The organism is Streptomyces coelicoflavus (assembly GCF_045041415.1).
GTDB lineage: Bacteria > Actinomycetota > Actinomycetes > Streptomycetales > Streptomycetaceae > Streptomyces > Streptomyces coelicoflavus.
The window spans coordinates 2,578,697-2,603,350 of sequence record NZ_CP108218.1 but is presented as its reverse complement, the minus strand read 5'-3'; the positions used below and the strand labels follow the sequence as shown (position 1 = coordinate 2,603,350).

The window sequence follows — 24,654 nt, the reverse complement described above, 5'->3', positions numbered from 1 at the left end:
GTTACGCCCCGGCGGTTCGGAAGACGCGTGTGCCCACCGTCACGGCCAGCGCGGTGAAGGCCAGGGCGACGAGGACGCCGTACAGCATGTGCGCCGTCGCGTAGGAGCCGACGTACGCGTCCCGCACCGCGTCCACCAGATAGCGGAACGGCATCAGGTGCGAGAGCACGTCCAGCCACGCCGGGCCCAGGGTCATCGGCAGCATCAGGCCGGACAGCAGCATCGACGGCATGGTGAGCGCGTTGACGGTGGGCCCGAACTCCTGCGGGGTGCGGACCTTCATCGCCAGCGCGTACGACAGCGAGGCCAGCGAGACCGTGAGCAGCGCGACGAAGGCGAAGCCGATCAGCACGCCGGGCAGCGGTGCGCGCAGGCCCATCACCAGGGCCGCCAGCACCAGCAGCACCGCCTGGAAGGCGAAGACGGTGGCGTCCCGCAGGACCCGCCCCAGGAGCAGCGCCAGGCGGCTGACGGGCGTGACCCGCATCCGCTCGACCACTCCCTGGCCGTTCTCGATGATGACCGAGAAACCGGCGAAGGAGGCGCCGAACAGGCCGAGTTGGAGCAGCAGGCCGGGGACCAGCACCTGCCAGGAGCTGCCCTGCCCGCCGAGCGGCAGGTCGGTCAGCAGTGGGCCGAAGAAGAGCAGGTACAGCAGCGGCATCAGCACGCCGAACAGCAGCGCGAAGCGGGAGCGCAGGGACTGGCGCAGATAGCGGCCGTAGATGAGGCCGGTGTCGTGGAGCAGCATCGGAAGTCCTCGGAGGGTCAGACGGCTACGGGAGTGGCGTCGGCCGGAGCCGTGCTGCGGCCGGTGACGGCCAGGAAGGTGTCCTGGAGGGAGGCGTCGGGCGAGCCGCCGTACTCCCGCTTCAGTGCGGCGGGAGTGCCCTCGGCGACCACCACGCCGCCGTCCACGACGACCAGGCGGTCGGAGAGGGCGTCGGCCTCGTCCAGGTAGTGGGTGGTCAGGAAGACCGTGGTGCCGTGCTCGTCGCGCAGCCCGCGGACCAGGTCCCACAGGTCGGCGCGGCTGCCCGGGTCCAGACCGGTCGTCGGCTCGTCCAGGAAGAGCACTTTCGGGCGGTGCGTGAGCGCCATCGCGATGTCCAGCCGGCGCCGCTGCCCGCCGGAGAGGGCGCCGCACTTGCGGTCGAGCAGCTCGCTCAGGTCCAGGTCGCGGGCCAGCTCGCCGGCGCGCTCGGCGGCCCGCGCCCTGGACAGCCGGTACAGGCGGCCCTGGGTGACCAGCTCCTCCCGAACCGTGATCTGCGGGTCCACCCCGCCCGACTGCGCCACGTACCCGCACGCCGCGCGCACCCCGGCCGGGTCCGTCGCCAGGTCGTGCCCGGCGACGGTGGCCGCGCCGCCGGTGGGGGCGAGCAGGGTCGTCAGCATCCGCAGGGTGGTGGTCTTGCCGGCGCCGTTGGGGCCCAGGAAGCCCAGGATCTCGCCCTCGCGGACGGTGAGGTCGATGCCGCGCACCGCCTCGACCGGGCCGCGCTTGGTCGCGAAGGTCCGGGCCAGTCCGGCCGTACTGATGATTGCCATGCGTCACAGAAAAACAGAGTCACTGAAATTTTGCAATCGCCCCAAGTTTTCAGTGGTACTAGTCAGTGAGGCCGGCGCGGCTAGGATGCGTGCATGGCCGAGGGACTCAGGGAACGGAAGAAGCGGCAGACCCGGCAGTACATCTCGGATGTCGCCACGGGGCTGTTCCTGGAACGCGGCTTCGAGGCCGTGACCGTGGCGGAGGTCGCGGACGCCGCGAACGTCTCCGTCAACACGGTCTACAACTACTTTCCGGCCAAGGAGGATCTGTTCCTCGACCGTTCCAAGGGCGTGATCGACCGGCTGTCGCGCTGGGTGCGCGGGCGGCGCGGCGGGGAGTCGGCGGCGGGCGCCGTGCTGCGGGAGCTGCGCGAGGAGGTCGAGTCGGTGTCGCCCCGGATCGGCCTCATGGACGGATACGCGCGCTTCATGGGGGTCATCCACTCCTCGACCGCGCTGCGTTCCCGGCTCTGGGCGATCGGCCAGGAGGTGCAGGACAACCTCGAGCACACCCTGCGCGAGGAGACCGGCGCCCCGGACGACGACCCCGTCCCCTCGCTGATGGCCGGCCAGATCGGCTGGCTGCACGGCACGGTGATGGCGACCATCGGCCGCCGCCTGATGGCCGGCGGGAAACCCGCCGAAGTGTCCCGCGACATCCTCGTGCTGCTGGACGAGATGGAGGACCTGTTGAGCGACAAGGTGCTCAACTACGCCGTACGAGGCCCCGAGTGACACCCGAATACCACCCCTCGGTGTGACGTCCGTCATTTGAGACGTGACGCGCGTTACTAACCGGTCACACAGCGCCTCCCGCCCGCTAATCTCCGGCCGAGAGACGAGAATCAGCGCGTATCAGGGGAGTCGCACAGTGGCACGGAAGCTCGCCGTCATCGGAGCCGGTCTCATGGGATCGGGCATCGCCCAGGTCTCCGCCCAGGCGGGCTGGGACGTCGTCCTGCGCGACGTCACCGACGAGGCGCTGCGGCGCGGCACCGACGGCATCAAGGCGTCGTACGACAAGTTCGTCGCCAAGGGGAAGCTCACCGCGGAGGACGCCGAGGCGGCGCTCGGGCGCCTCACCGCGACCACCGACCTGGACGCCGCCGCCGACGCGGACGTCGTCGTCGAGGCCGTCTTCGAGAAGCTGGAAGTCAAGCACGAGATCTTCCGTACCCTGGACAAGCTGGTGAAGGACGGGGCGATCCTCGCGTCCAACACCTCCGCCATCCCGATCACCAAGATCGCGGCCGTGACGGAGCGCCCGGAGCGGGTCGTCGGCACCCACTTCTTCTCGCCGGTCCCGATGATGCAGCTGTGCGAACTGGTGCGCGGCTACAAGACCAGCGACGAAACGCTCGCCACCGCACGGGAGTTCGCCGAGTCCACCGGCAAGACCTGCATCGTCGTCAACCGCGACGTCGCCGGCTTCGTGACCACCCGCCTCATCTCCGCCCTCGTCGTCGAGGCCGCGAAGCTGTACGAGTCGGGCGTCGCCACCGCCGAGGACATCGACCTCGCCTGCAAGCTGGGCTTCGGCCACGCCATGGGACCGCTGGCCACCGCCGACCTGACGGGCGTCGACATCCTGCTGCACGCCACGGGCAACATCTACACCGAGTCCCAGGACGAGAAGTTCGCCCCGCCGGAGCTGATGCGCCGGATGGTGGACGCCGGTGACATCGGCCGCAAGAGCGGGCAGGGCTTCTACAAGCACTGAGGTCACATCGGCCCCGGCAAACGTCACACGCCGGGGTGAATTCGGTATCGGTTCGCTTACAGGCGGCAACCTCCGGTCGTTTCGGCCAGTCAGAGGGTGCAACACCTGATATCGCCGAGAGATCACCACGCACGGACGACACCGCACGGACGACGAAGAGAAGACGCACGCCGGGGAGCGCATATGCACATCAGGGGCGACCACGTCGAGCTGGTCGTCGGGGGCCGCCTCGACGTCCGCAGCGCGGCGGACGCCCGTACGGTCCTGCACTCGGCCGTCGACGACGGAGTCGGCGACCTGGTGCTCGACCTGTCAGAGCTGGACTCCTGGGACGCCACCGGACTCGGCGTGATCATGGGGGCCCACCGGCGGGCCGGCCGCTGCGGCCGGCGCCTGGTGCTGCGCGGCGTGCCGCCGCAGATGCAGCGCCTGCTGGTGGCCACCCGGCTGCACCGCATCCTGGCCATCGAGGGCGGTATCGGTGTGGAGACCCTGCCCCGCGTGTGAGTGGGGGTTCACACCTCCGACACACGCAATCCTCACGAGACCGTGACCTCTCGGGCCGCCCGGCACCCCGGACTGTCGGAGATACTGGGCGAAGGTTTAGGGTCTGGCTGCCCGCTGCCTTTGCAAACCCGCCGGCGGGCCCGGACCAGAAGCGACAGCGCGGTGTGCGGCAAGGCCGGGAGGGTGGTCCCTGCCGGGGCCCTGCACACGACGCTTTTGGGGGGCTTGAACCAATGGACCCGAACAACCGGGGCCCTGAGGAGTACGGCCAGGACGGCGACCACCAGGCGCCGCGCCCGCGCCCGCACAGGGACCCCATCACCTCCGACTTCGGACAGCCCGCGCTCGCCCGCACGGTGCAGCTGGTGTCCGGCGACTTCCTGCTCACCGTCAACCCCGTCGACGGCAGCGAGATCGAGGTCTGCCCGCCCACGGAGCGGCCCGCCCGGCCCGAGAAGCTCACCGCGGCCGAACGCGCCGAGGCGGAGCGCACCGCCCGGCCGCCCGTCCCGCCGGGTCCGGTCCGCACCGTCCTCGGCCTGCTCGCCCGCGAGGACGAACGCGAACGCCTGGTGCGGCTGCTCGCCCGCGGCCGTTCCGTCCGCCTCACCGGCCCCGCCGGCTCCGGCCGCACCAGCCTCCTCGAGGTCGTCGCCGAGGACTGCGCGGGCCTCGCGCCCGACGGCGTCGTCCGGCTCAGCGGCCACCACCGCACCGCCGACGACCTCCTCCACGACCTCTTCCACGCCGTCCACCGCGCGTCCCTGCACCGCCCGGACCGGACGGAACTCCTCGCCCACCTCCGCGAAGTGGGCGCGGTCGTGATCCTGGACGACGTCGAGTTCGGCGGCACCGCCCTCGACGAACTCCTCGACGCCACCCCCGAGTGCGCCTTCCTCCTCGGCGCCACCCCGGACGTGCCCGCCCCCTCCGCCGACTCGGCCGTCGAAGAGGTCTTCCTCACCGGCCTGGAGCGTTCGGACGGCGTGGAGCTGCTGGAACGCGCCGCCGGGCGTGCCCTCACCGAGGAGGAGGCCAACTGGGCCGGTGACCTCTGGTTCGAGTCCGAGGGCCTGCCGCTGCGCTTCGTCCAGGCCGGTGCCCTGCTGCGCCGCCGGGACCGGGAGCGGGCCGGCGCCGACGCCGTCGACGAGTTCGGCGTCTTCGCCGACGCACGCCCGGACGACGACACCCCCTACGACGCCACCGAGGCCGACGACGTACCGCTGCCGTCCCTCGGCGAGGCCGCCGCGCCCGCGCCGCTGCTCGCCTCCCGGCTCAGCGCCTCCGCCCGCGCCACCCTGGAGTTCGCCGTCGCGCTCGGCGGCGAGGTGCCGCACCAGGCCCACCTGCCCGCCCTGGTCGGCGACACCCACGCGGACGCCGCCCTCGGCGAGCTGACCGACTGCGGGCTGGTCTCCCCGGTCGGCTCCCGCTACCGCCTGGCTGCCGGGGTGCTCACCCAACTGGAGAGCGCCGGGTACACCGACGCCGTGCGGGAGCGGGCACGGTCCGCCGCCCAGCACTACGCCTGGTGGGCCGGGCACCCCTCGGTCACCCCGGAGCGGGTCTGCGCGGAGGCCGACGCCGTCCTGGCCGCCCTCGCCGTCCTGGGGCCGGCGACGACCCCGGCCGCCGAGGACGAGGAGAGCCCGGCCGTCCAGCTGGCCCGCACCGCGGCGCCGGCGTTCGCCGCCGGGCTCCACTGGAGCGCCTGGCAGCGGGCGCTGCGCTCCGGCACCGAGGCCGCCCGGCTCGCCGGCGACGTCGCGGAGCAGGCCTACTTCCACCACGAACTCGGCGTCCTCGCGCTGTGCGAGGACCGGCTGGACCGGGCGCGCGCCGAGCTGGAGGCCTCCATCGGGCTGCGCGGCGCGCTCTCCGACAAGCGCGGCGCCGTGGCGGGCCGCCGCGCCCTCGCGCTGGTCGCCGACCGCACCGGAGACACCCCGGGGCTGGGCAGCGGAGGTGCGGGCGCCTTCGGCGGCGCGGGTGCCGTCGCCGGGTTCGGTGTCGCCGGCGCCGGGCTCGGCCCGACCGTGGGGGAGGAGGTGCCCGACGCCCGCCACGAGGAGTCGGTGTCGCCGTCCGCGGGCGTTCCCGCGCCCTTCCCGCCGCTCCAGCCGCCCCCGCAGTCCCCGACCCTCGTCACCCGCCGCGAGCCCGACGAGGAGCCGTCCCGCACGGTCGCCGGCGGCATCAAGGGCTTCGCCCGGCGCAATCTGGTGGCCGCCGGAGCGGGCGCGCTGCTCGTCGCCGTGCTGGGCACGGTGGTGACCCTCGGGGCCACCTCCGAGAACGACGCGGGCAATCCCTCCAACGAGGTCGGCGGCACCCCGTCGGCCAGCCAGGGCATCGACGACGGCAGCCTGGGCGCGGACCGGCCCTCGGACGACGGCAAGGACCGGGAGACGCCCGGCGGCCCGACCGACTCGGGCCCGGACGGCACCGCCGGCACGTCGGACGACCCGACGCCCACGGAGTCGGGGGAGCCGTCGCAGGGGCCGAGCAGTACGGGCAGCAGCGACCCCGGGGGCGACGAGAGCCCGGACGATCCGGGGTCGCCGGACGAGTCGAGCACGTCGCCGAGTTCACCGACGACGACGCCGACGTCGCCGAAGCCGACGGACAGCGAACCGGACGACCCGCCCACGCCGCCGACCGACTCGCCCGACCCCAGTCCGACCGAGACGGAGACGGACGACCCGCCACCGGCCACTCCCTCCACGTCCGACACCGCGAGCGGGCCCAACACGCCCACGGCCACGGCGGGCTCCCCGGTGAGCACCCCCACCGCTTCCGAGAGCGAGAGCGGCACGGGGACCGGTACGGACACGTCGACCGGCTCGGACGACGGCGAGGCCGGTCAGATCATCTGACCCCGCCGGTCGGGCAACGACGCACGAAGGAGGGCCGGGTCCGCCCGTCGGACCCGGCCCTCCCCACGCCGTGGGTGACGCACCCTCAGAACAGCCGCAGCTTGTCGTCCTCGATGCCGCGCAACGCGTTGTAGTCCAGCACCTGGCAGCCGATGCCGCGGTCCGTGGCCAGCACCCGGGCCTGCGGCTTGATCTCCTGGGCGGCGAAGACGCCGCGCACCGGGGCGAGATGCGGATCGCGGTTCAGCAGCTCCAGGTAGCGCGTGAGCTGCTCCACGCCGTCGATCTCGCCGCGCCGCTTGATCTCGACCGCGACGGTCCCGCCCTGGGCGTCCCGGCACAGGATGTCGACGGGGCCGATGGCGGTCATGTACTCGCGTCGGATGAGGGTGTAGCCCTCGCCCAGGGTGTCGATGCGGTCGGCGAGCAGCTCCTGGAGGTGTGCTTCCACGCCGTCCTTGATCAGGCCGGGATCGACGCCCAGTTCGTGCGAGGAGTCGTGGAGAATCTCCTCCATCGTGATGATGAGCTTCTCGCCCGCCTTGTTGACGACGGTCCAGACGCCTTCCTCCTCGCCCGTGCCCTCCTTGAGGGTGCACGGAGGCGACATCCAGTTGAGGGGCTTGTAGGCCCGGTCGTCGGCGTGGATCGAGACGCTGCCGTCCGCCTTGACCAGGATCAGCCGGGGGGCCGAGGGCAGGTGGGCGGTGAGCCGTCCGGCGTAGTCGACGGAGCAGCGGGCAATGACGAGACGCATGGTCGGCAACGCTACTCGACGCGCCCGGCCCGACGCGATTCGCCCGTGCCCGGGAGCCCCGCGCCACCTCCGCGCGCTGTCCCACTTCTCCCATTGGCCCCGTTGTGCGCACTGGCCGATTGTGGGCCTACCGGATGGTGCCCATCTGGGCATTCTCCTGGTGCGGTCCCGATCGGTTGCTTACGGTATTGAACGGGAGGTCGCGAACTGTGTACGCAGCGTGTTCGGAATCGCGCACTCCCCTAACTGTCCGGCAACCCCCGCCAGTCGGGGGTGCGAGAGGAGAACCCATGTCGCTCGACGTCTCACCGGCCCTACTCGAACAGGCCGAGCGAGGCGAGGTCGACGAAGCAGACTTCGTCGACTGCGTCCGGACCTCCCTGCCCTACGCATGGGAGATGGTCAGCTCCCTGGTGGCACAGCTGAAGGTCGACGGCGGAGCCTTCGCCGACAACCAGACGCCCCCGCCGGACGAGCAGGCGCGCGGCCAGCTCCTGCGTGCGCTCGCGAGTGACGCCATACGCGGTGCACTTCAGCGGCACTTCGGGGTGCGGCTGGCCTTCCAGAACTGCCACCGGGTGGCGGTGTTCCCGTTGGACTCCTCCGTCGACGAGACGCTGACCAAGTTCACCTCGGTGCGCAGCCAGTTGCTGAACCAGTCGCCCGAATTCCGCGACTGCTGAGGCATCCCAGAGCGCCCGCTTGCCGCTCCGTACGCGGGAGGTGCAGTACTTGTACCGGAGCGGCAAGCTCCCCGCCCGCGGGCTCAGCGGAGCTGGGGGAGCACCTCGGCCCCGAGCCGCCGTACGTTCTCCTCGGTCGCCGCCAGGTCTCCCGAGCCCTCGACGAGCAGGGCGAAGCGGGAGATGCCGGTCCGTTCGCCGGTCGCCGCGAGCCGGTCCGCGCACAGCCGGGGCGTGCCCACCGGGTGCAGCCCGCAGAGCAGTTCGGTGTAGGCGTGCGGGTCGCGCATCCGCCGCTCCCGGTCGTCCACCGTGACATGGGCGCCGAGCCCCTGCCGCAGCCAGCCCGGCATCGCCTTGAGCAGGGTCTCCGCCGCGTCCGTGCGCCGGTCCGCGATCTGGCAGACGCCGGCCGAGACGTGTCCGGCGCCGTGGATCTCCGCCGCCGGACGCCCGGCCGCACGCGCGTGGCGCCGCCACAGGGCGACCATCTCCGCCTTCTCCTCGTCGCCGACGTGCATTCCGAGGAGCATCGGCAGCCCCCGCTCGGCCGCCATGCGCACGCTCGACGGCGAGGTGCAGGCCACGACGACCTCCGGGCCCGGCTCCTCCGAGAGGGACTCCGACGGCCGCGGCACGACGGGCACCTCGCGGAACCGGAAGCGGTCCCCCGAGGCGCCGACGGCCGGTTCGCGCAGCCAGCGCAGCAGCAGGTCGAGCGACTCCGGAAAACCCTTCTCGTACGCCTCCAGACCCGCGCCGAACACCTCCAGGTCCACCCACGGCCCGCCGCGGCCCACGCCCAGCGAGAAGCGGCCGCCGCTGGTGACGTGCAGCAGCGCGGCCTGCTCGCCGAGCGCCACCGGGTGGACGGTGGGCAGCACGCTGACCGCGGTGCCGACCCGCAGCCGCCGGGTGCGGCCCAGCAGCAGCGCGGCCAGGGTCACGGCCGACGGACACGTGCCGTACGGCACGAAGTGGTGTTCGGCCAGCCAGACCGTGTCGAGCCCGGCCTCCTCGGCGACCTCGGCCGAGCGGACCGCGCGGTGCAGCGCCTCGCCCTGGCCCTGGCCCGGGAACTGGGCTCCCAACACGAAACTTCCTACGCGCATTGCCTTTTCCTGCTTCCTCGGCCCCGACACGGAGCTCCCCCACAGGGCATAACCGCCTGACACGTGCCGAGGACACGGCCGGACGGAGGGATTTGCGGATTGTCTGCAGAATCGGCCGTTGTGGGACGTCGTACCGGGCCCGGCCGGAACCCCGCGCGGGGGAGCCGCGGCGCTTCGGCGGCGTACGCGTACCCGTGCCCGTGCCGCGTAGGCTGGATGCCGCCCTGCTTCCTGTATAGCTCCGTGAGGTGTCCTGTGTCCCCGCGTCGCAACCGACCCAAGGGAGCCGGTTCGTCCGGCCGGAGCGCCGAGGAGGACGGCTCCGGCCGCTACGGCGGCTGGCAGTCCGCGGAGAGCTGGCAGGGCGAGGAGTGGAGCGTACGGCACGTGGCGGGCGCCAGCGCGCAGGGGAAGTCGTACCGCTGCCCGGGGTGCGACCAGCTCATTCCGGACGGAGTGCCGCACGTGGTGGCCTGGCCCGCCCACGCGGGCGTCGACGACCGCCGGCACTGGCACAAGGCCTGCTGGAACGCGAAGGACCGCCGCACCACGCGGGTGCAGCGGTCCCGTAACGCGCCGAGGTTCTGAGAGCCGGACGGCCCCCTACACGTCGCGCTTCTCCAGCAGGGCGAAGGCGGCGGCGAACGCGGCCGCGGTCACGCCGAGCACGATCCACAGCGGGTCCCAGCCCGAGGGCCCGGAGTCGGAGAGCGAGTTGGCGTAGAAGATGCTCATCTGGTTCGGGATCGAGTACTCGAACAGGGCCTGCTGCACGTCCTTGAGCGACTCCGAGAACATGAAGAGCGCGATCACCAGCGGGGCGAGCAGCACGCCGATCATGAGGGTGATGGCGCCCGCCGAGTGCCGGATGACCGAGCCCACGGCCAGCGAGAGCAGCCCGAGCAGCGCGATGTAGAGCGAGACGCCGACGGTGCCCTTCAGCCACTCCTCGCCGGTGGGGTCGCCGGCCCCGTTGCCCTCCAGCGTGGAGACGTGGAACAGCCCGACCAGGGTCGCGGACACGAGCGTCACCACGAAGGCGACCAGGAAGAACACGATGCCCTTGGCCGCCAGCACCCGGCCGCGGCTGGGGCAGGCGGTCATGGTCGTGCGGATCATGCCCGTGCCGTACTCCGAGGCGGTGGTCAGCACGCCGAGCGTGATCACGCAGATGCTGCCGAGCAGCAGGCCGAAGAAGCCGAGGCTGAGCGCGCTCTCGCCGGCCAGGTCGGAGTCCGAGCTCGCCACCACCGCGCCGGTCAGCAGCCCGATGCCGAGGACGAGCAGGACGAACACGCCCAGCGTCCACATCGTCGAGCGCACCGACTTGATCTTCGTCCACTCGGAGGCCAGGGCGTGCAGGAGGGTCGTGCGCACCACCGGGATCGGCGACGTGTAGGTCGGGTACGGCGAACCGGGCGCCGGGTGCCAGTCGGGCGCGGCCTGCTGCGTCGGGGGCTGGGGGGTGCTCATCGGGCGTCCTCGGGCTTGGTCGGGTCGGTGACGGGCGCGGAGGCGGGCGCCGGGGCGGCGGCGGGGGGCGCGGGAGCGGAGGCGGGCGGCGCGGAGGCGGGCGGCTGAGGCGGCTGCGGAGCCTGTGGGGCCGACGGCGCCTGCGGGGCCTGCTGGGCCTGCTGGGCCTGCTGGGCCGCGTACGGGTTGGCCGTCTGACCGCCCGGCACCGCGCCGGGCGCCTGCGGGGCGCCGTACGGGCCCGCCGGGGGCCGGCCCGGTGCGCCCTGCGGCGCGGCGAAGGGCTGACCGCCCTCCTGGGGCGGCGGCGGGGCGTACCACCCCGGCTGGCCCTGCCCCGGCACCGGCATCGGCGGCTGCGCGCCGGGCGGCAGGGGCTGCTGGAGCCCGGCCTTCTGGTCGGCGGTCGACCGGTAGTCCACGGCACCCTGCGTCATCCGCATGTACGCCTCCTCCAGCGAGGCCTGGTGCGGCGACAGCTCCCACAGCCGTACGTCACTGGCGTGCGCGACATCGCTGATCCGGGGGAGGGGAAGGCCGGTCACGCGCAGCGCGCCGTCCTGCTCGGGCAGCACGTGGCCGCCCGCCTCGGTCAGCGCCGAGGTCAGCTTCTCGCGCAGCTGCGGCTCGGTGTCCGGCGTCCGCACCCGCGCGAAGTCGGCGGAGTTGGCCGAGATGAACTCCGTCACGCTCATGTCGGCCATCAGCTGGCCCCGCCCGATGACGATCAGGTGGTCGGCGGTCAGCGCCATCTCGCTCATCAGGTGCGAGGAGACGAAGACGGTGCGGCCCTCCGCCGCGAGCGCCTTCATCAGGTTGCGCACCCAGTGGATGCCCTCCGGGTCGAGGCCGTTGACCGGCTCGTCGAAGAGCAGGACCTGGGGGTCGCCGAGCAGTGCCGCGGCGATGCCGAGCCGCTGGCCCATGCCGAGGGAGAAGCCCTTGGAACGCCGCCTGGCCACGTCCTGGAGGCCCACCACGCCGAGCACCTCGTCCACCCGCCGGGCCGGGATGCCGGACAGCTGGGCGAGGCTCAGCAGGTGGTTGCGGGCGGCGCGGCCGCCGTGCACCGCCTTGGCGTCGAGGAGCGCCCCGACGTGCCGCGCGGCGTTGGGCAGCTTGCGGTACGGGTGGCCGCCGATCGTCACGTGCCCCGACGTGGGGTTGTCCAGGCCCAGGATCATCCGCATCGTCGTCGACTTGCCCGAGCCGTTGGGCCCGAGGAAGCCGGTGACGGCACCGGGCCGCACCTGGAAGGAGAGGTTGTACACGGCGGTCTTGTCGCCGTATCGCTTGGTCAGGCCGACAGCCTCGATCATGCTCCGCACCCATCGGAAGGTTCAGGGACAGCAGGGCACACGCCCCCGTAAGGGTTAGGAGGATATCCACGCGCTGACGGTTCCGTTCAAGCGCGGGCAAAATCCGACGCCGGACGGCGGCGTCCACCCCGTGTGCTAGGCGTCCCGCTTCTTCAGCACGGCGTACCCGCCGACTAGGGCAGCGATCACCCACAGTGCCATGATCCCGAGGCCGCCCCACGGACCGTACGGCACGTCGTCGTCGATCGGCCTGACCACCTGCATGATCCGGCTGCCGGCCTGGTCGGGCAGGAACCGGCCGACCTTCTCCGTCGCGGGGACGTTGCCCAGGATGTTGGAGATCAGGAAGAAGAACGGCATCAGGATGCCCAGCGACAGCATGGGGGAGCGCAGCATCGCGGCGACCCCCATCGAGAACATCGCGATGAGGGTCATGTAGAGGCCGCCGCCGAACACCGCGCGCAGCACGCCCGGGTCGCCGATCGACGCCTTGAGGTCGCCGAGCATCGCCTGGCCGAGGAAGAAGGTGGCGAAGCTGGTGACCATGCCCACGACCAGCGCCAGGGCGGTCGCCACCGCGATCTTGCTGAACAGGAAGGTGCCGCGGCGCGGCACGGCGGCCAGCGAGGTGCGGATCATGCCGGAGCTGTACTCGTTGCCCACGACCAGCACCCCGAACACGATCATCGCCAGCTGGCCGAGGCTGGTGCCGGCGAAGCTGATGAAGGTCGGGTCGAAGGCGAGCTGGTCCCGTCGGCTCATGTCGCCGAACTGGCTCTTGGTCAGGGCCGAGATCAGCATGCCGAGGGCGATGGTGACGACCACGGCGAGGCCCAGCGTCCACACCGTGGACGCGACCGACCGGATCTTGGTCCACTCGGACCGGACGACCTGTGTCGCCGCCATGCTCAACCCCTCTTCCAGTCGCTGCCCCACTGCTGCCGCGGCGGCGGCCCCGGTGGCTGCTGCTGCGGCGGCACGGCGCCGGTCGGCTGCCCGTCGTGGGCGTGGTACTCCACGGACTCCGCGGTCAGCTGCATGAACGCCTCCTCCAGCGAGGCGCGCTGCGGGCTCAGCTCGTGCAGCACGATCTGCTGCCGCGCCGCCAGCTCGCCGACGGCCTCCGACTTGTCGCCGTCCACCTCAAGGACCCCGTCGCCCACCTCGACGACCGTGACCCCGGCACCGTGCAGCGCGTCGAGCAGCTGCTCGCGCTGCGGGGTGCGGATCCGGACGTAGCTGCGCGAGTTCTCCGCGATGAACTCGGCCATCGAGGTGTCCGCGAGGAGCCTGCCCTGGCCGATGACCACCAGGTGGTCCGCGGTCAGCGCCATCTCGCTCATCAGGTGGGAGGAGACGAAGACCGTACGGCCCTGGGAGGCCAGGGTCTTCATCAGGTTGCGGATCCAGTGGATGCCCTCGGGGTCCAGCCCGTTGACCGGCTCGTCGAACATCAGGATCCGCGGGTCGCCGAGGAGCGCGGCGGCGATGCCGAGCCGCTGGCCCATGCCGAGGGAGAAGCCCTTGGTCTTCTTCCGGGCCACCGCAGAGAGGCCGACCGTGTCCAGGACCTCGCGCACCCGGCTCGCGGGAATGCCGTTGCTCTGCGCGAGGCACAGCAGATGGTTGTGGGCGCTGCGCCCGCCGTGCCACGCCTTGGCCTCCAGGAGCGCGCCGATGTACGTCAGCGGGTCCGGCAGCTGGTCGTAGTGCCTGCCGTCGATCCGCACGTCCCCGGCGGTCGGCCGGTCCAGGCCGAGCACCATCCGCATGGTCGTCGACTTGCCCGCGCCGTTGGGCCCGAGGAAGCCCGTGATGATGCCGGGTCTGACGGTGAAGGAGAGATTGTTGACCGCCACCTTCTCGCCGTACCGCTTGGTCAGCCCCTCGAGCTCGATCATGGCGCCCACGCTAGAACGGGACGAGGCCCGCTGCCACCCCAGTGACAGAAGGCCTCGTCCTTGTTCCTGCTCGTTCCTGCTTGTTCCTGCGCGGTCGTACGGATTCCGCAGGCGTGCGCGCCCGGTCAGCGGGACTGCTGGGCCGGCACCCCGCGGGAGACCGAGTCGTCCTCGACCGCCGGGGCGGCGGCCACCGCGGCGCCCGTGAGCGAAGCCAGCATCTCGCGCACGTTGGTCAGCTGCGCGTTGATGGAGTCGCGGCGGTTGGTGAGGGCGGCCAGCTCGCGCTCCGACTCCGAACGGATCCGGTCGGCCTTGGCGTTGGCGTCGGCCACGATGTCCTCGGACTGGCGCTGCGCCGTCTCCACGGTCTGGCGGGCCCGGCGCTCGGCGTCCGTGCGCAGCTTCTCCGCCTCCAGGCGCAGCTGCTCCGCGCGGTGCTCGATCTCCGCGAGCCGCTTCTCCGCCTTCGCCTGACGGGAGGCCAGGTCGCGCTCGGACTGCTCGCGGCGCTTGGCGAGGTTCGTCTCGAAGTCCGCGGCGGCCTGCGCGGCCTTGGCGCGGGTCTCCTCGAACAGGGCGTCGGCCTCGTCGCGCTTGGACTGCGCGTCCTTCTGCGCCTCGGAGCGCAGCTGGGAGGCGTCGCCCTTGGCCTTCTCGACGATCCGGACGCCCTCGTCCTCGGCCTTGGCCTTGCGCTCCGCGGCGTACGACTCCGCGTCGTTGCGCACCTGCTGGGCCGAGGACTCGGCCAGCTCGCGGTGCTGCTCGGCCGCGCGACGGGCCTCCTCGCGCAGGTCCTTCGCCTCTTCCTCGGCGAGCCGCAGGATCTTCTCGACCCGGGCGCCGAGACCGGCGTACGACGGCTCTGCGTCGTTGACCTGGGCCTGGGCGTTCTGGGTCTCGAGGTGGAGCTCCTCGATGCGCTTTTCCAGAGCGGTGATGCGGGAGTGAGCGCTGTCACGGTCGGAGACGAGCTTGGAGATGCGTTCGTCCACCTGAGCGCGGTCGTACCCACGCCGCACAAGCTCGAAGCCGTAGGGGGAAGTGTCGCTCATGGGGTTCCTGTCGAAAGAGACCGGGTGAGGTGATAGAGGGAATCCTAGGCGCCAATGCGGTGTGTCATCGAGCGGATGCACGTTTGGTACGGAGAATGACACCTCTTTTGAGTGGCTGACCCTCGGATGGCTTGCCAAAGTTCTGGTCAACGGTTCCGTCCGGACCCGGCCAAAGATCTCCAGCAGACACCGAATCCGCCCCGGATGCTAGTTGTCTGACGACTTGCCACCCGAACGTGGGGCGCCCACCGTCGCTCCGGCCTTCACCCCGTTGTCCTTCGCGCCCCCGGGCGCCTCGAACGACTCCAGTGCCTCCAGGACGTCCTGCACCCGGGAGATCTCCGCGTTGATGTCCTCGCGGCGCCGCACCAGGACCTCCAGCTCGCGCTTGCCCTCGTCGACCGTGGCCCGGGCCTCGCGGACCGCCTCGGCCTTCAGCTCCTCGGCCTCGCGGACCAGGGTGGCCTTCTTCTGCTCGGCCTCCTTGAGCAGCCCCTCGGCCTTCTTGACGGCGGCGATGCGCACCTTGCCGGCCTCGGAGTTGGCCTCCGACACCAGCTCCTTCGCCTTCGCCTCCGCCTTGCCCAGCTGCTCCTCGGCGGCCTTGATGAGCGCGTCGCAGCGGTCGCCGGCCGACTTCATCGTCTCGGCGGCCTCGCGGCGGGCCCGCTCGTGCAGCTCCTCGATCTCGGAGGTGAGCCGCTCGCGCAGCTCCTCCGCGCGCTCCCTTATGGCGGTCGCGTCCCGGCGGGCGCCGACCAGCAACTCGTCCGCGTCCGTACGGGACTTCTCCACCCGGGTGTTGCCCTCGACCGTCGCCTCCTGGACGATCCGGTCGGCCTCCGAGCGGGCCGCGCCGACCATCGTGTCGGCCTGCGACTCGGCGTCCGCGGTGGTCTTCTGGGCCTGCTGCTGAGCCTCGGTGAGCAGCTTGTCGGCCTCCGCCGTGGTCTCCGTGATGAGCGTGTCGACCTGCTCGGCCGCCTCCGAACGCCGCTTGTTGGCGTCCTTGCGGGCCTCGTCGAGGGTGCGCTCGGCCTCCTCGCGGGCGGCCGCGGTGACCCGCTCGGCCTCCGCGGCGGCCTCGGTCCGGACCCGGTCCGCCTCGGTGCGGATCCGCTCCGCGTGCTGCTGGGCGGAGCCGACGGTGTCGGCGGCCTCGGCCCGCAGCCGCTCCGCCTCGCCGGTGGCTTCCGAGACCAGCTGCTCGGCCCGGGCGTTCGCCTCGGCGCGGACCCGCTCGGCCTCGGCGGTCGTCTCGGTGCGCAGCCGCTCGGCCTCGGTGGCCGCCTCGGTCCGTACCCGCTCGGCCCGGCTCGCCGCCTCGGTGGTGACGCGCTCCGCCTCGCCGAGGGTCTCGGTCCGGAGCCGGTCGGTCTCGGCCACCGTCTCCGTGGTGAGCCGCTCCGCCTCGGCACGCGCCTCCGTGATCAGGGTGTCCGCCTGCGTCGCCGCGTCGGACCGGATGCGGTTGGCGTCCTCGCGGGCGTCCGCCCGGGTCCGCGACGCCGACTGCTCGGCCTCGGCGATGGCGTCGGAGGCCTCGGTGCGCACCCGCTGGGCATGCTCGGAGACGTCCGCGCGGATCCGGTCGGCCTCCGTGATGGCCTCGGACACGGTCCGCTCGGCCAGCGTCTTGGCGGCCTCGCTCTCCTCCCGCGCCTCGCGCCTGAGGCGTCCGGCGTCCTCGCTCGCGCGCTCCCGCTCCGCGTAGGCGTCGGCGCGGACCCGGTCCGCCTCCTCCTGGGCCTCGGTCCGGGTGCGTTCGGCCGCGTGCTCGGCGGCGCTGCGCAGCCCGGTGATCTCCTCCTGGGCCTGCTCGTGCAGCCCGGCGACCGACTCCCGGACCTGGGCCGCGTGCTGCTCGGCGGCCGACACCATCTCGGTGGCGCGCCGGTCGGCCTCCTCGACCAGCCGGACCGCCTCGGCCTGCGCCTCCTCCACGCGGTTGCGCGCCGAGGCCAGCAGCTCCTCGCTCTGCTCGCGGGCCTGCGTGCGCTCCTGGTCGGCCTCCTGCCGGGCGGAACCGAGCAGTTCCTCCGCCTCGCGGCGGCGCCGGGCGGCCTCCTCCTGCGCGGCGGCCAGCGCCTCGGAGGCCTCCGCGGCGATGCGCTCGGCGGCACTCTGCGCCTCCGCCCGCACCCGGTCGGCGCTCTCCTGCGCCTCCGACTTCAGCCGCTCCGCCTCACTGGACGCCTCCGAGCGCAGCCGTACGGCGACGGCCTCGCCCTCCGCGCGGGAGGCGGACGCGTCCGCGGCGGCCTCGGTGCGCAGCCGCTCGGCCTCCGTCTCGGCCTGCTGCTGGAGCGTACGGATCCGCTCCGCGGCCTCGGTGCGCAGCCGCTCGCTCTCCTCGGCGGCCTCGCGGCGGATCCGCTCGCCCTCCTCGCGGGCCCCGGACAGCGCCTCCTCGGCGGCGGTACGCCGCTCCTCGGCCTCGGTGTGCAGCCGCGTCAGCTCCTCGGCGGCCTCCGCCTGCCGGGCCTCGACGGCGCGCTCGGTCTCCTCGCGCAGCTCCCGCGCGGCCCGCTCGGCCTCCGCCTGGAGCTCCTCGACGCGCTCGGCGGCCTCCGTGCGGTGCCGCTCGGCCTCCGCGCGGGTGCGCTCCAGCGTCTCCTCGGCCTGCCGGCGCAGGGTCGTCGCCCGCTCGATGGCCTCCGCACGGACCTTCTCGCCGTCCGCCGTCGCGCTCCGCCTCAGCTCGTCCGCGTCCGCCTTGGCCTTGGCGAGCAGCTCCTCCGCGCTCTTCGCCGCCTCCTCGATCTGCGCCACGGCCTCCTTGCGGGCCTCGGCGCGGATCTTCTCGCCCTCTTCGACCGCGTCCGCCCGCAGCTGCTCGGCCTCGCCGCGCAGCCGGCGCGCCTCCTCCTGCAACTCGACCGTCTTGGCGCGGTACTCCTTGGTGTCGTCCTTCGCCGCGCCCTTGAGCTGCTCGGCGATGTCGTGCGCCTCGCCGCGCAGCCGGTCCGCCTCGGCCTCGGCCTCGGTGCGGATCCGCTCGGCCTCCTCGGTGGCGGCCTTCGTGGTGCGCTTGGCGTCCTCCGACGCCTTGTTCAGCACGTCCTCGGCGGTCTTGGCCGCCTTGGACAGCTGGGTGGCCGACTCCTCGGCGGTGATGGTGCGGGCCTTCTCGGCGGCCTCGGCGACGATCCGCTCGGCCTCGGCACGGGCGTCCGCGACCACCTGCTCGGCCTCGGACCGGGTGCTCTCCGCGTCCTTGGTCGCCTCGCCGACCAGCCGGGCGACCTGCTCCTTGGCGGTACGGGTGCGCTGCTCGTTGGTCGCCTCGGCGCTCGACAGCGCCTTGGCCGCGGCCTCCTCGGCCTCGGCGACCACCTTCTCGGCCTCGGTCTGCGCCTTGCGCAGCGCCTCCTCGGCCTCCGACATGCGTTGCTCGGCGGCCCGGCTCAGCTCCTGGACCTCGCGCCGGGTGGACTCCGACTCGCTGGCGGTGGAGCTGCGCAGCTGCTCGGCGTGGTCGGTGGCCTCCTGCGCCTGCGTGGAGGCGGCGTTGAGCAGCCGCTCGGCGTCGGTACGCGCCCGGCGCAGGATCTGCTCGGCCTCGGTGCGGGCGCTCTCCGCGTCGCTCCGCAGCCGCTGGCGGGCCTCCGAGGTCAGCCGCTCCGCCTCCGCGCGGGCCGCGGTCATGGCCTGCTCGGCCTCGGTACGGGACTCGTCGAGCAGGCGGCGGGCCTGCTGCTCGGTGCGGGCGCGCAGCTGCTCCGCCCACGCCACGTTCTCGTTGACGTGCGACTCGACGGTCTGCCGGCGCTCGGCCAGCTCCTGGTCCAGCTGCTGGCGGCGGGTCACCGCCTCCTGGTGCAGCTCGGCCTGGAGCCGGGCGGCCTGCTCGGCGTGCTCCTGGAGGATCCGCTGGGTCTGCGCCCGGGCCTGGCTCAGCTCCCGCTCCGCGTCGGCGCGCAACTGGTCGGCCTGCGTCTGCGCGTTGCGCAGCAACTGCTCGGCCTGGTACCCGATGTCGCCGCCGTCGAAGGCGGGCCGGGACATGATGGTGCGCCGCGCCTCGTGCAGCTTGGCGCGCAGCACCTCGACCTGGTAGCCGAGGTCCTCGGCGTGCTGGATCGCCTTTTCCCGCTCGGTCTTCAGCCGCTTCATCTCGGCCTCGAACCGAGAGAGGTGGTCGACGTCAGCCGCCGGCTCTCGCTCCTGGCTCTCGTAGCCCCGCACTGCGCGGTCCCATCCGTCCCCTGGTCGCAAATCTTCCCGAACGAGCTCCGTCCGTCCGCCGGACGGTGCCCCCGGGGAATGGTGTCAGATCAACGGCGGAGCATGTGCTGCTGCCCCGTCGCCGACCCCCCGAAACACGACCCCGGCGGTCCCGGCGCCCAGGGCGACAGGACCGGGTCACCCTGGACTGAGCGGCGACCGCACCCAACCCTACCGGCCCATATGTACGAGGGTCAGTGCTCAGGTGACTCAACGGCCGCCGAAGTGACCAGTTCTGTCAGTACGCCATGGCAGTCCTTGGGGTGCAGGAAGGTGATCCGCGATCCCATCGAACCGCGCCGGGGCTCGTCGTACAGAACGCGTACGCCCTTCTCCCGGACGTCCGCGGCGTCCGCGTCCACGTCGGCGGTGCCGAACGCGATGTGGTGGACGCCCTCGCCGTTCTTCGCGAGCCACTTGCCGACCGCGGAGTCCTCGCGGGTCGGCTCGAGGAGCTGGAGGTAGGAGGCGCCGCCGTCCGAGGTCTCGTTGATCTTGAGCATGGCCTCCCGGACACCCTGCTCCTCGTTGACCTCGGTGTGGAACACCTCGAAGCCGTACGTGGCACGGTAGAACTCGACGGTGGTGTCGAGGTCGCGGCAGGCGATTCCGATGTGGTCGATTCGCGTCAGCATGGATTCAGTGCAGCGCTCCGGAGGTGGTTACGCAACGTGCGCGCGATCACACCGACCGCCGGGTGACGGGGGGCATACCGCTCAGTACATTCGAGTAAACCCTCGTTCACTCCGCGGCCTGTGCGGGCCGGAAAAGGGGATCGCAGCCCATGTCTTCCACAGCTTCTGGTACGAACGGCACCACGTCCGTCATCGTCGCGGGTGCCCGCACCCCGATGGGGCGGCTGCTCGGCTCCCTGAAGTCCTTCTCCGGGGCCGACCTCGGCGGCTTCGCGATCAAGGCCGCCCTCGACCGTGCGGGGATCGGCGGCGACCAGGTCCAGTACGTGATCATGGGGCAGGTGCTCCAGGCCGGCGCCGGGCAGATCCCCGCCCGCCAGGCCGCCGTCAAGGCCGGCATCCCCATGAGCGTCCCGGCACTCACGATCAACAAGGTCTGCCTCTCCGGCCTCGACGCCATCGCACTCGCCGACCAGCTCATTCGCGCGGGTGAATTCGACGTGGTCGTCGCCGGCGGCCAGGAGTCCATGACCAACGCCCCGCACCTGCTGCCCAAGTCCCGCGAGGGCTACAAGTACGGCGCGGTCGAGATGATCGACGCCATGGCCCACGACGGCCTGACCGACTCCTTCGAGAACATCGCCATGGGCGAGTCCACGGAGAAGCACAACACCCGGCTCGGCATCGAGCGCGCCGCCCAGGACGAGATCGCCGCCCTGTCCCACCAGCGCGCCGCCGCCGCCCAGAAGAACGGTCTCTTCGAGGCCGAGATCACCCCGGTCGAGATCCCGCAGCGCAAGGGCGACCCGGTCCTCTTCAGCAAGGACGAGGGCATCCGCGGCGACACCACCGCCGAGTCGCTCGGCAAGCTCCGCCCGGCCTTCGCGAAGGACGGCACCATCACCGCGGGCTCCGCCTCGCAGATCTCCGACGGCGCCGCGGCCGTGGTGGTCATGAGCCGGGCGAAGGCCGAGGAGCTGGGCCTTCAGTGGATCGCGGAGATCGGCGCGCACGGCAATGTCGCGGGACCGGACAACTCTTTGCAGTCGCAGCCGTCGAACGCCATCCAGCACGCCCTGAAGAAGGAGGGCCTGGAGGTCGGCGACCTCGATCTCATCGAGATCAACGAGGCGTTCGCCGCCGTCGCCGTCCAGTCAATGAAGGACCTCGGCGTCTCCACCGAAAAGGTGAACGTCAACGGCGGTGCCATCGCCCTGGGCCACCCCATCGGCATGTCCGGCGCCCGCCTGGTGCTGCACCTGGCGCTGGAGCTGAAGCGGCGCGGCGGCGGGGTCGGCGCGGCGGCGCTGTGCGGCGGCGGCGGCCAGGGCGACGCGCTGATCGTGCGGGTGCCCGGCGCCTGAGCGCGCGGTACGGCTGAGAACGTAGCGAAACAGAGCTGAGCGGAGCTGAACGGAGCTGTGATGCAGGACGTCTCCTCACTGGTGGCCCAGGCCCGGGAAGGCCGGCCGCGGGCCGTGGCCCGGCTGATCTCCCTGGTGGAGGGGGCGTCCCCGCAGCTCAGGGAGGTCATGGCGGCCCTCGCGCCGCTCACCGGCAACGCGTACGTCGTCGGTCTGACCGGCTCCCCGGGCGTCGGCAAGTCGACGTCCACTTCGGCGCTGGTGACGGCGTACCGCAAGCAGGGCAAGCGGGTCGGCGTCCTCGCCGTCGACCCGTCCTCCCCCTTCTCCGGGGGTGCGCTGCTCGGCGACCGCGTCCGGATGTCGGAGCACGCCTCCGACCCCGGCGTCTACATCCGCTCGATGGCGACCCGCGGCCACCTCGGCGGGCTCGCCTGGGCCGCGCCGCAGGCGATCCGCGTCCTGGACGCGGCCGGCTGCGACGTGGTCCTCGTCGAGACGGTGGGCGTGGGCCAGTCGGAGGTCGAGATCGCCTCCCAGGCCGACACCTCCGTCGTCCTCCTCGCCCCCGGCATGGGCGACGGGATCCAGGCGGCCAAGGCCGGAATCCTGGAGATCGGCGACGTCTACGTCGTCAACAAGGCCGACCGGGACGGCGCCGACGCCACCGCGCGCGAGCTGAACCACATGCTGGGCCTCGGCGAGGCCCGCGCCGCCGGCGACTGGCGGCCGCCCATCGTCAAGACGGTCGCCGCGCGCGGCGAGGGTGTGGACGAGGTCGTCGAGGCGCTGGCGAAGCACCGGGCGTGGATGGAGGAGCGGGACGTGCTGGCCGAGCGCCGCCGGGCCCGTGCGGCGCGCGAGGTCGAGACCATCGCCGTCACGACGCTGCGGGAGCGGATCGGTGACCTGCACGGGGACCGGCGGCTCGGGGCGCTGGCGGAGCGGATCGTCGCGGGGGAGCTGGATCCCTACCGGGCGGCGGACGAGCTGGTGGCGGGGCTGACCCAGGGCTGACGGAGGGGGAGCGGCTCGGGGCGGCTGTCCGGGGTGGGGTTTCGTTCGCCCCCGCCGCCCCTTCCCTTCCCGGCCCTGGGGGCTGCGCCCCCAGACCCCCCTTCGGCTTGAACGGCCTCGTCCTCAAGCGCCAGACGGGCTTGGAGGGGCTTGAACGGCCTCGTCCTCAAGCGCCGGACGGGCTTGGAGGGGCTTGACGGCCTCGTCCTCAAGCGCCGGACGGGCTAAAGTGACGCGCATGTTCCTCCTGTTGGCATAGGGCCCGCCCCGCGCGCGACCGCCGCATCCGGCCGTCGCGTGCCTCGGCGTCCCCCTGTTGCCCTCCTCTGAGGAACTTTCGCGTGTCCACGCCCTCTTCGCGGCCCTCGTATGCCGCCGTGCTCCGTGTCCCCCATGCCCGCCGCACGTTCGCGGCCGCCCTCGTCGGGCGGCTGTCCTACGGCACGGTCTCCCTCGCCCTGATGCTCTCCCTGACCCGGTCCACCGGGTCGTACGCCGTGGCCGGGCTGGTCATGGCGCTCTTCGGCGCGACGAGCGTCTTCCTGTCCCCCTACCGCGCCTCCCTCGTCGACCGGCACGGTCCCCGCCGGGCCCTGCTGCCCATGGCCCTGCTCTACGCCGCCCTGCTCTGCGTGCTGGCGGAGGCCTGCCGACGTCCGGGCACACCCGAAGCCGTCCTCGCGGTGACCGCCGCGCTCGCGGGCGCCTGCACGCCCCCGCTCGGCCCCACGATGCGCGCGGTGTGGGCGCGACTGCTGCCCGACCGGGCCCTGCTCCAGCGCGCCTACAGCCTGGACGGCGTCGCCGAGGAACTGCTCTTCGTCTCCGGCCCGCTCCTGGTCGGCGCCCTCGTCGCCGTCGCCCCGCCCGTCGCGGGCGTCGTGCTCAGCGCGGTGCTGGTGGCGACCGGCACCCTCGCCTTCGTCACCTCACCGATGACCGCCGCGCCCGGTCCGGACGGGCGGCAGAAGAACGACAACCCCGCTCCGGAGGGCCGTGCGGAGGGCCGTGCGGAGGGCCAGGTCCGGGCCCTGCTCCAGCCCGTCGTCGTCGCGGCGGCCGTCGGCGTCTCGGTCAGCGCCGTCGACCTCCTCGTCGTCGCCTACGCGGGGGAGCGGGACCTTGGGGACGGCGCCGTCGCCTGGGTGCTCGCGGCGCTGTCCGCGGGCAGCGCGGTCGGCGGTCTCGTCAACGGCGCCGTCGCCTGGAGCTCGCCCACCCGCGCCCGGCTTCCGTTCTTCGCGGCCGGTCTCGGCCTCTGCCTCGTCGCCGCGGGCCTCGCGCCCGGCCTCGGCACGCTGGTCCCGGCGGTCATGTGCGCGGGCCTGTTCGTGGCCCCGGCCCTGACCACGGCCTACCTGATCGCCGACGAGGGCGCGGCGCCCGGGTTCCGGGTCCGGGCGGGCGCCTGGTGCAACACCGCGGTGAACGCCGGGGGTTCCGCCGGGGCCGCCGCCGTGGGGCTGCTGGTGGAACGGCTGCCCCTGCCGGTGTGCTTCGCGGTGTCCGGCGCGGTCGCCGCGGCGGCGGCGCTGGTGCCGGGGCACCGCCGCGGGGGTTCCGCCCGGCGGGCGGGGCTGATCAGTCGTCGTCGGAGTCGTGCGAGTCGTCCGAGTCGTCCGAGCCGTCAGCGTCTTCCGAGTCGTGCGAGTCGTCGGAGCCGTGTGAGCGGTCGGCCGTGACCTCGCCGGTCTTCGGGTCGACCCGCCACTCCTGCTCGCCCTTGCCGGAGGTGTGCGTCTCGACCTCCCAGGCGGGCTTCCCGTCGCCGTAGTGGCCGTCCTCGTCCAGTTCGACGGAGGTGACGGTGCCGTGTCCGGCCGCCGCCTTCGCGGCCTCGGCGGCGTCGACGGAGGTGCCCTTCAGCCCCGCCCGCACCTCGGCGGTGTCGTCCTCGTCGTCCTTCTCCGAGCCGAGGACCTTGCCGGTGGCCGGGTCCACCCGGACGCTGTGCCAGGTGCCGTCGCCGGAGAGGACGTCGACCTCCCAGGCCGCGCGCTCGCGGCGGTCGTCGCGGTCGTCGCCGTCGTCTCCGTCCCCGTCGTCCTCGTCGTCCTCGTCGTCCAGTTCGGCGGAGACGGCGGTGCCCGGGGTGTCCGCGAGCGCGGCGGCGACGGCGTCGGCCGCCGTCACCTTCGCGGAGGCGGCACGGGCCGCGTCGTCGTCACGGGCCGCGTCGTCGGCGCGGTCGTCGGCCTCGTCCCGTACCCCGCCGTCGTCCGACACGCTCACGTCCGCGCGGGGCGTCGTGCCCCGGTCGTCGTCCCCCGTCGTCGCCAGCGCCGTCGCCGTACCGCCTCCGACCAGTGCGGCGGCGGTGACGGCGGCGATCACGATGTTGCGCTTCATGCGGTTTTCCTCCGAGTCGTCAGAGATCATCCAGAGTCCGGCGGTTTCCGGTGACTTCACTGTCGCGGACCGACGCTGAGGCCAGGCTGAAGCCGCCTGAAG

21 protein-coding genes are annotated in these 24,654 nt (G+C 72.8%); 9 read left to right on the top strand and 12 right to left on the bottom strand.

From position 1 onward, the window contains the following. Position 1: 1 nt before the first annotated feature. Together OHA99_RS11280 and OHA99_RS11275 are read right to left on the bottom strand one after the other, a co-directional pair. On the bottom strand, positions 2-751 hold the full coding sequence (locus OHA99_RS11280; protein ID WP_153177900.1) for an ABC transporter permease: 750 nt from the start codon (positions 749-751) through the stop codon (positions 2-4). Between the two features lie 17 nt (positions 752-768). Then, entirely contained in the window at positions 769-1,551 is a 783-nt protein-coding gene (locus OHA99_RS11275; RefSeq protein WP_366473877.1) for an ATP-binding cassette domain-containing protein, read from the bottom strand. 93 nt (positions 1,552-1,644) lie between these two features. Between OHA99_RS11275 and OHA99_RS11270 the strand changes: the two genes are divergently transcribed. From OHA99_RS11270 to OHA99_RS11255, 4 genes are all read left to right on the top strand, one after another. After that, positions 1,645-2,286, top strand: a complete 642-nt coding sequence (locus OHA99_RS11270) for a TetR/AcrR family transcriptional regulator (RefSeq protein WP_366473878.1) — start codon at positions 1,645-1,647, stop codon at positions 2,284-2,286. 136 nt (positions 2,287-2,422) lie between these two features. Then, positions 2,423-3,271 (top strand): 3-hydroxyacyl-CoA dehydrogenase family protein, encoded by an 849-nt coding sequence (locus OHA99_RS11265; protein ID WP_007387645.1) that lies wholly within the window; start codon positions 2,423-2,425, stop codon positions 3,269-3,271. A gap of 183 nt (positions 3,272-3,454) precedes the next feature. After that, positions 3,455-3,778: an STAS domain-containing protein gene (locus OHA99_RS11260; protein WP_003973611.1), complete on the top strand. Its 324-nt coding sequence runs from the start codon at positions 3,455-3,457 to the stop codon at positions 3,776-3,778. 233 nt (positions 3,779-4,011) lie between these two features. Beyond that, positions 4,012-6,657, top strand: coding sequence for an ATP-binding protein (locus OHA99_RS11255; protein WP_405695587.1), 2,646 nt, complete (start codon positions 4,012-4,014; stop codon positions 6,655-6,657). A gap of 85 nt (positions 6,658-6,742) precedes the next feature. On the opposite strand, the gene nucS is transcribed toward OHA99_RS11255, so the two are convergent. Then, complete coding sequence (nucS, locus tag OHA99_RS11250) at positions 6,743-7,414, bottom strand: endonuclease NucS (protein ID WP_059301477.1); 672 nt, start codon at positions 7,412-7,414, stop codon at positions 6,743-6,745. Positions 7,415-7,704: 290 nt separating this feature from the next. Between nucS and OHA99_RS11245 the strand changes: the two genes are divergently transcribed. Further along, positions 7,705-8,097 (top strand): SCO5389 family protein, encoded by a 393-nt coding sequence (locus OHA99_RS11245; RefSeq protein WP_153177896.1) that lies wholly within the window; start codon positions 7,705-7,707, stop codon positions 8,095-8,097. An 83-nt stretch (positions 8,098-8,180) separates the two neighbouring features. Here the strand turns inward: OHA99_RS11245 and OHA99_RS11240 are convergent, their stop codons facing one another. Beyond that, positions 8,181-9,209 carry an LLM class flavin-dependent oxidoreductase gene (locus OHA99_RS11240; protein WP_164383210.1) on the bottom strand — a complete coding sequence of 343 codons (1,029 nt, stop codon included), beginning with the start codon at positions 9,207-9,209 and terminating at the stop codon, positions 8,181-8,183. A 255-nt stretch (positions 9,210-9,464) separates the two neighbouring features. Between OHA99_RS11240 and OHA99_RS11235 the strand changes: the two genes are divergently transcribed. Beyond that, entirely contained in the window at positions 9,465-9,797 is a 333-nt protein-coding gene (locus OHA99_RS11235; protein WP_153177894.1) for an ATP/GTP-binding protein, read from the top strand. Between the two features lie 15 nt (positions 9,798-9,812). Here the strand turns inward: OHA99_RS11235 and OHA99_RS11230 are convergent, their stop codons facing one another. The 7 genes from OHA99_RS11230 to mce form a co-directional block, all read right to left on the bottom strand. After that, positions 9,813-10,682, bottom strand: a complete 870-nt coding sequence (locus OHA99_RS11230) for an ABC transporter permease subunit (RefSeq protein ID WP_153177893.1) — start codon at positions 10,680-10,682, stop codon at positions 9,813-9,815. Beyond that, positions 10,679-12,001 (bottom strand): ABC transporter ATP-binding protein, encoded by a 1,323-nt coding sequence (locus tag OHA99_RS11225; RefSeq protein WP_405695584.1) that lies wholly within the window; start codon positions 11,999-12,001, stop codon positions 10,679-10,681. The genes OHA99_RS11230 and OHA99_RS11225 overlap by 4 nt, the downstream gene beginning before the upstream one ends. 135 nt (positions 12,002-12,136) lie before the next feature. Next, on the bottom strand, positions 12,137-12,907 hold the full coding sequence (locus OHA99_RS11220) for an ABC transporter permease (protein ID WP_164383207.1): 771 nt from the start codon (positions 12,905-12,907) through the stop codon (positions 12,137-12,139). 2 nt (positions 12,908-12,909) lie between these two features. Continuing rightward, positions 12,910-13,902: an ABC transporter ATP-binding protein gene (locus tag OHA99_RS11215; RefSeq protein ID WP_164383206.1), complete on the bottom strand. Its 993-nt coding sequence runs from the start codon at positions 13,900-13,902 to the stop codon at positions 12,910-12,912. A 125-nt stretch (positions 13,903-14,027) separates the two neighbouring features. Beyond that, positions 14,028-14,960 (bottom strand): cellulose-binding protein, encoded by a 933-nt coding sequence (locus tag OHA99_RS11210; protein WP_153177889.1) that lies wholly within the window; start codon positions 14,958-14,960, stop codon positions 14,028-14,030. 207 nt (positions 14,961-15,167) lie between these two features. Further along, positions 15,168-19,148, bottom strand: a complete 3,981-nt coding sequence (gene scy / locus OHA99_RS11205; protein ID WP_366473881.1) for a polarized growth protein Scy — start codon at positions 19,146-19,148, stop codon at positions 15,168-15,170. 233 nt (positions 19,149-19,381) lie between these two features. Next, positions 19,382-19,822, bottom strand: a complete 441-nt coding sequence (gene mce / locus OHA99_RS11200) for a methylmalonyl-CoA epimerase (protein WP_007444716.1) — start codon at positions 19,820-19,822, stop codon at positions 19,382-19,384. 149 nt (positions 19,823-19,971) lie between these two features. Between mce and OHA99_RS11195 the strand changes: the two genes are divergently transcribed. The 3 genes from OHA99_RS11195 (at position 19,972) to OHA99_RS11185 (ending at position 23,885) form a co-directional block, all read left to right on the top strand. Further along, positions 19,972-21,186, top strand: a complete 1,215-nt coding sequence (locus OHA99_RS11195) for an acetyl-CoA C-acetyltransferase (protein ID WP_164245454.1) — start codon at positions 19,972-19,974, stop codon at positions 21,184-21,186. A gap of 60 nt (positions 21,187-21,246) precedes the next feature. Continuing rightward, the gene (gene meaB / locus OHA99_RS11190; RefSeq protein WP_405695578.1) at positions 21,247-22,203 is read left to right on the top strand and encodes a methylmalonyl Co-A mutase-associated GTPase MeaB; all 957 of its coding nucleotides are present in this window, start codon (positions 21,247-21,249) and stop codon (positions 22,201-22,203) included. A gap of 341 nt (positions 22,204-22,544) precedes the next feature. Beyond that, on the top strand, positions 22,545-23,885 hold the full coding sequence (locus tag OHA99_RS11185; RefSeq protein WP_405695577.1) for an MFS transporter: 1,341 nt from the start codon (positions 22,545-22,547) through the stop codon (positions 23,883-23,885). Here OHA99_RS11185 and OHA99_RS11180 read toward each other — a convergent pair. Then, entirely contained in the window at positions 23,785-24,552 is a 768-nt protein-coding gene (locus OHA99_RS11180) for a PepSY domain-containing protein (RefSeq protein WP_405695575.1), read from the bottom strand. The two genes, OHA99_RS11185 and OHA99_RS11180, sit on opposite strands and share 101 nt — an antisense overlap. Positions 24,553-24,654 lie beyond the last annotated feature (102 nt).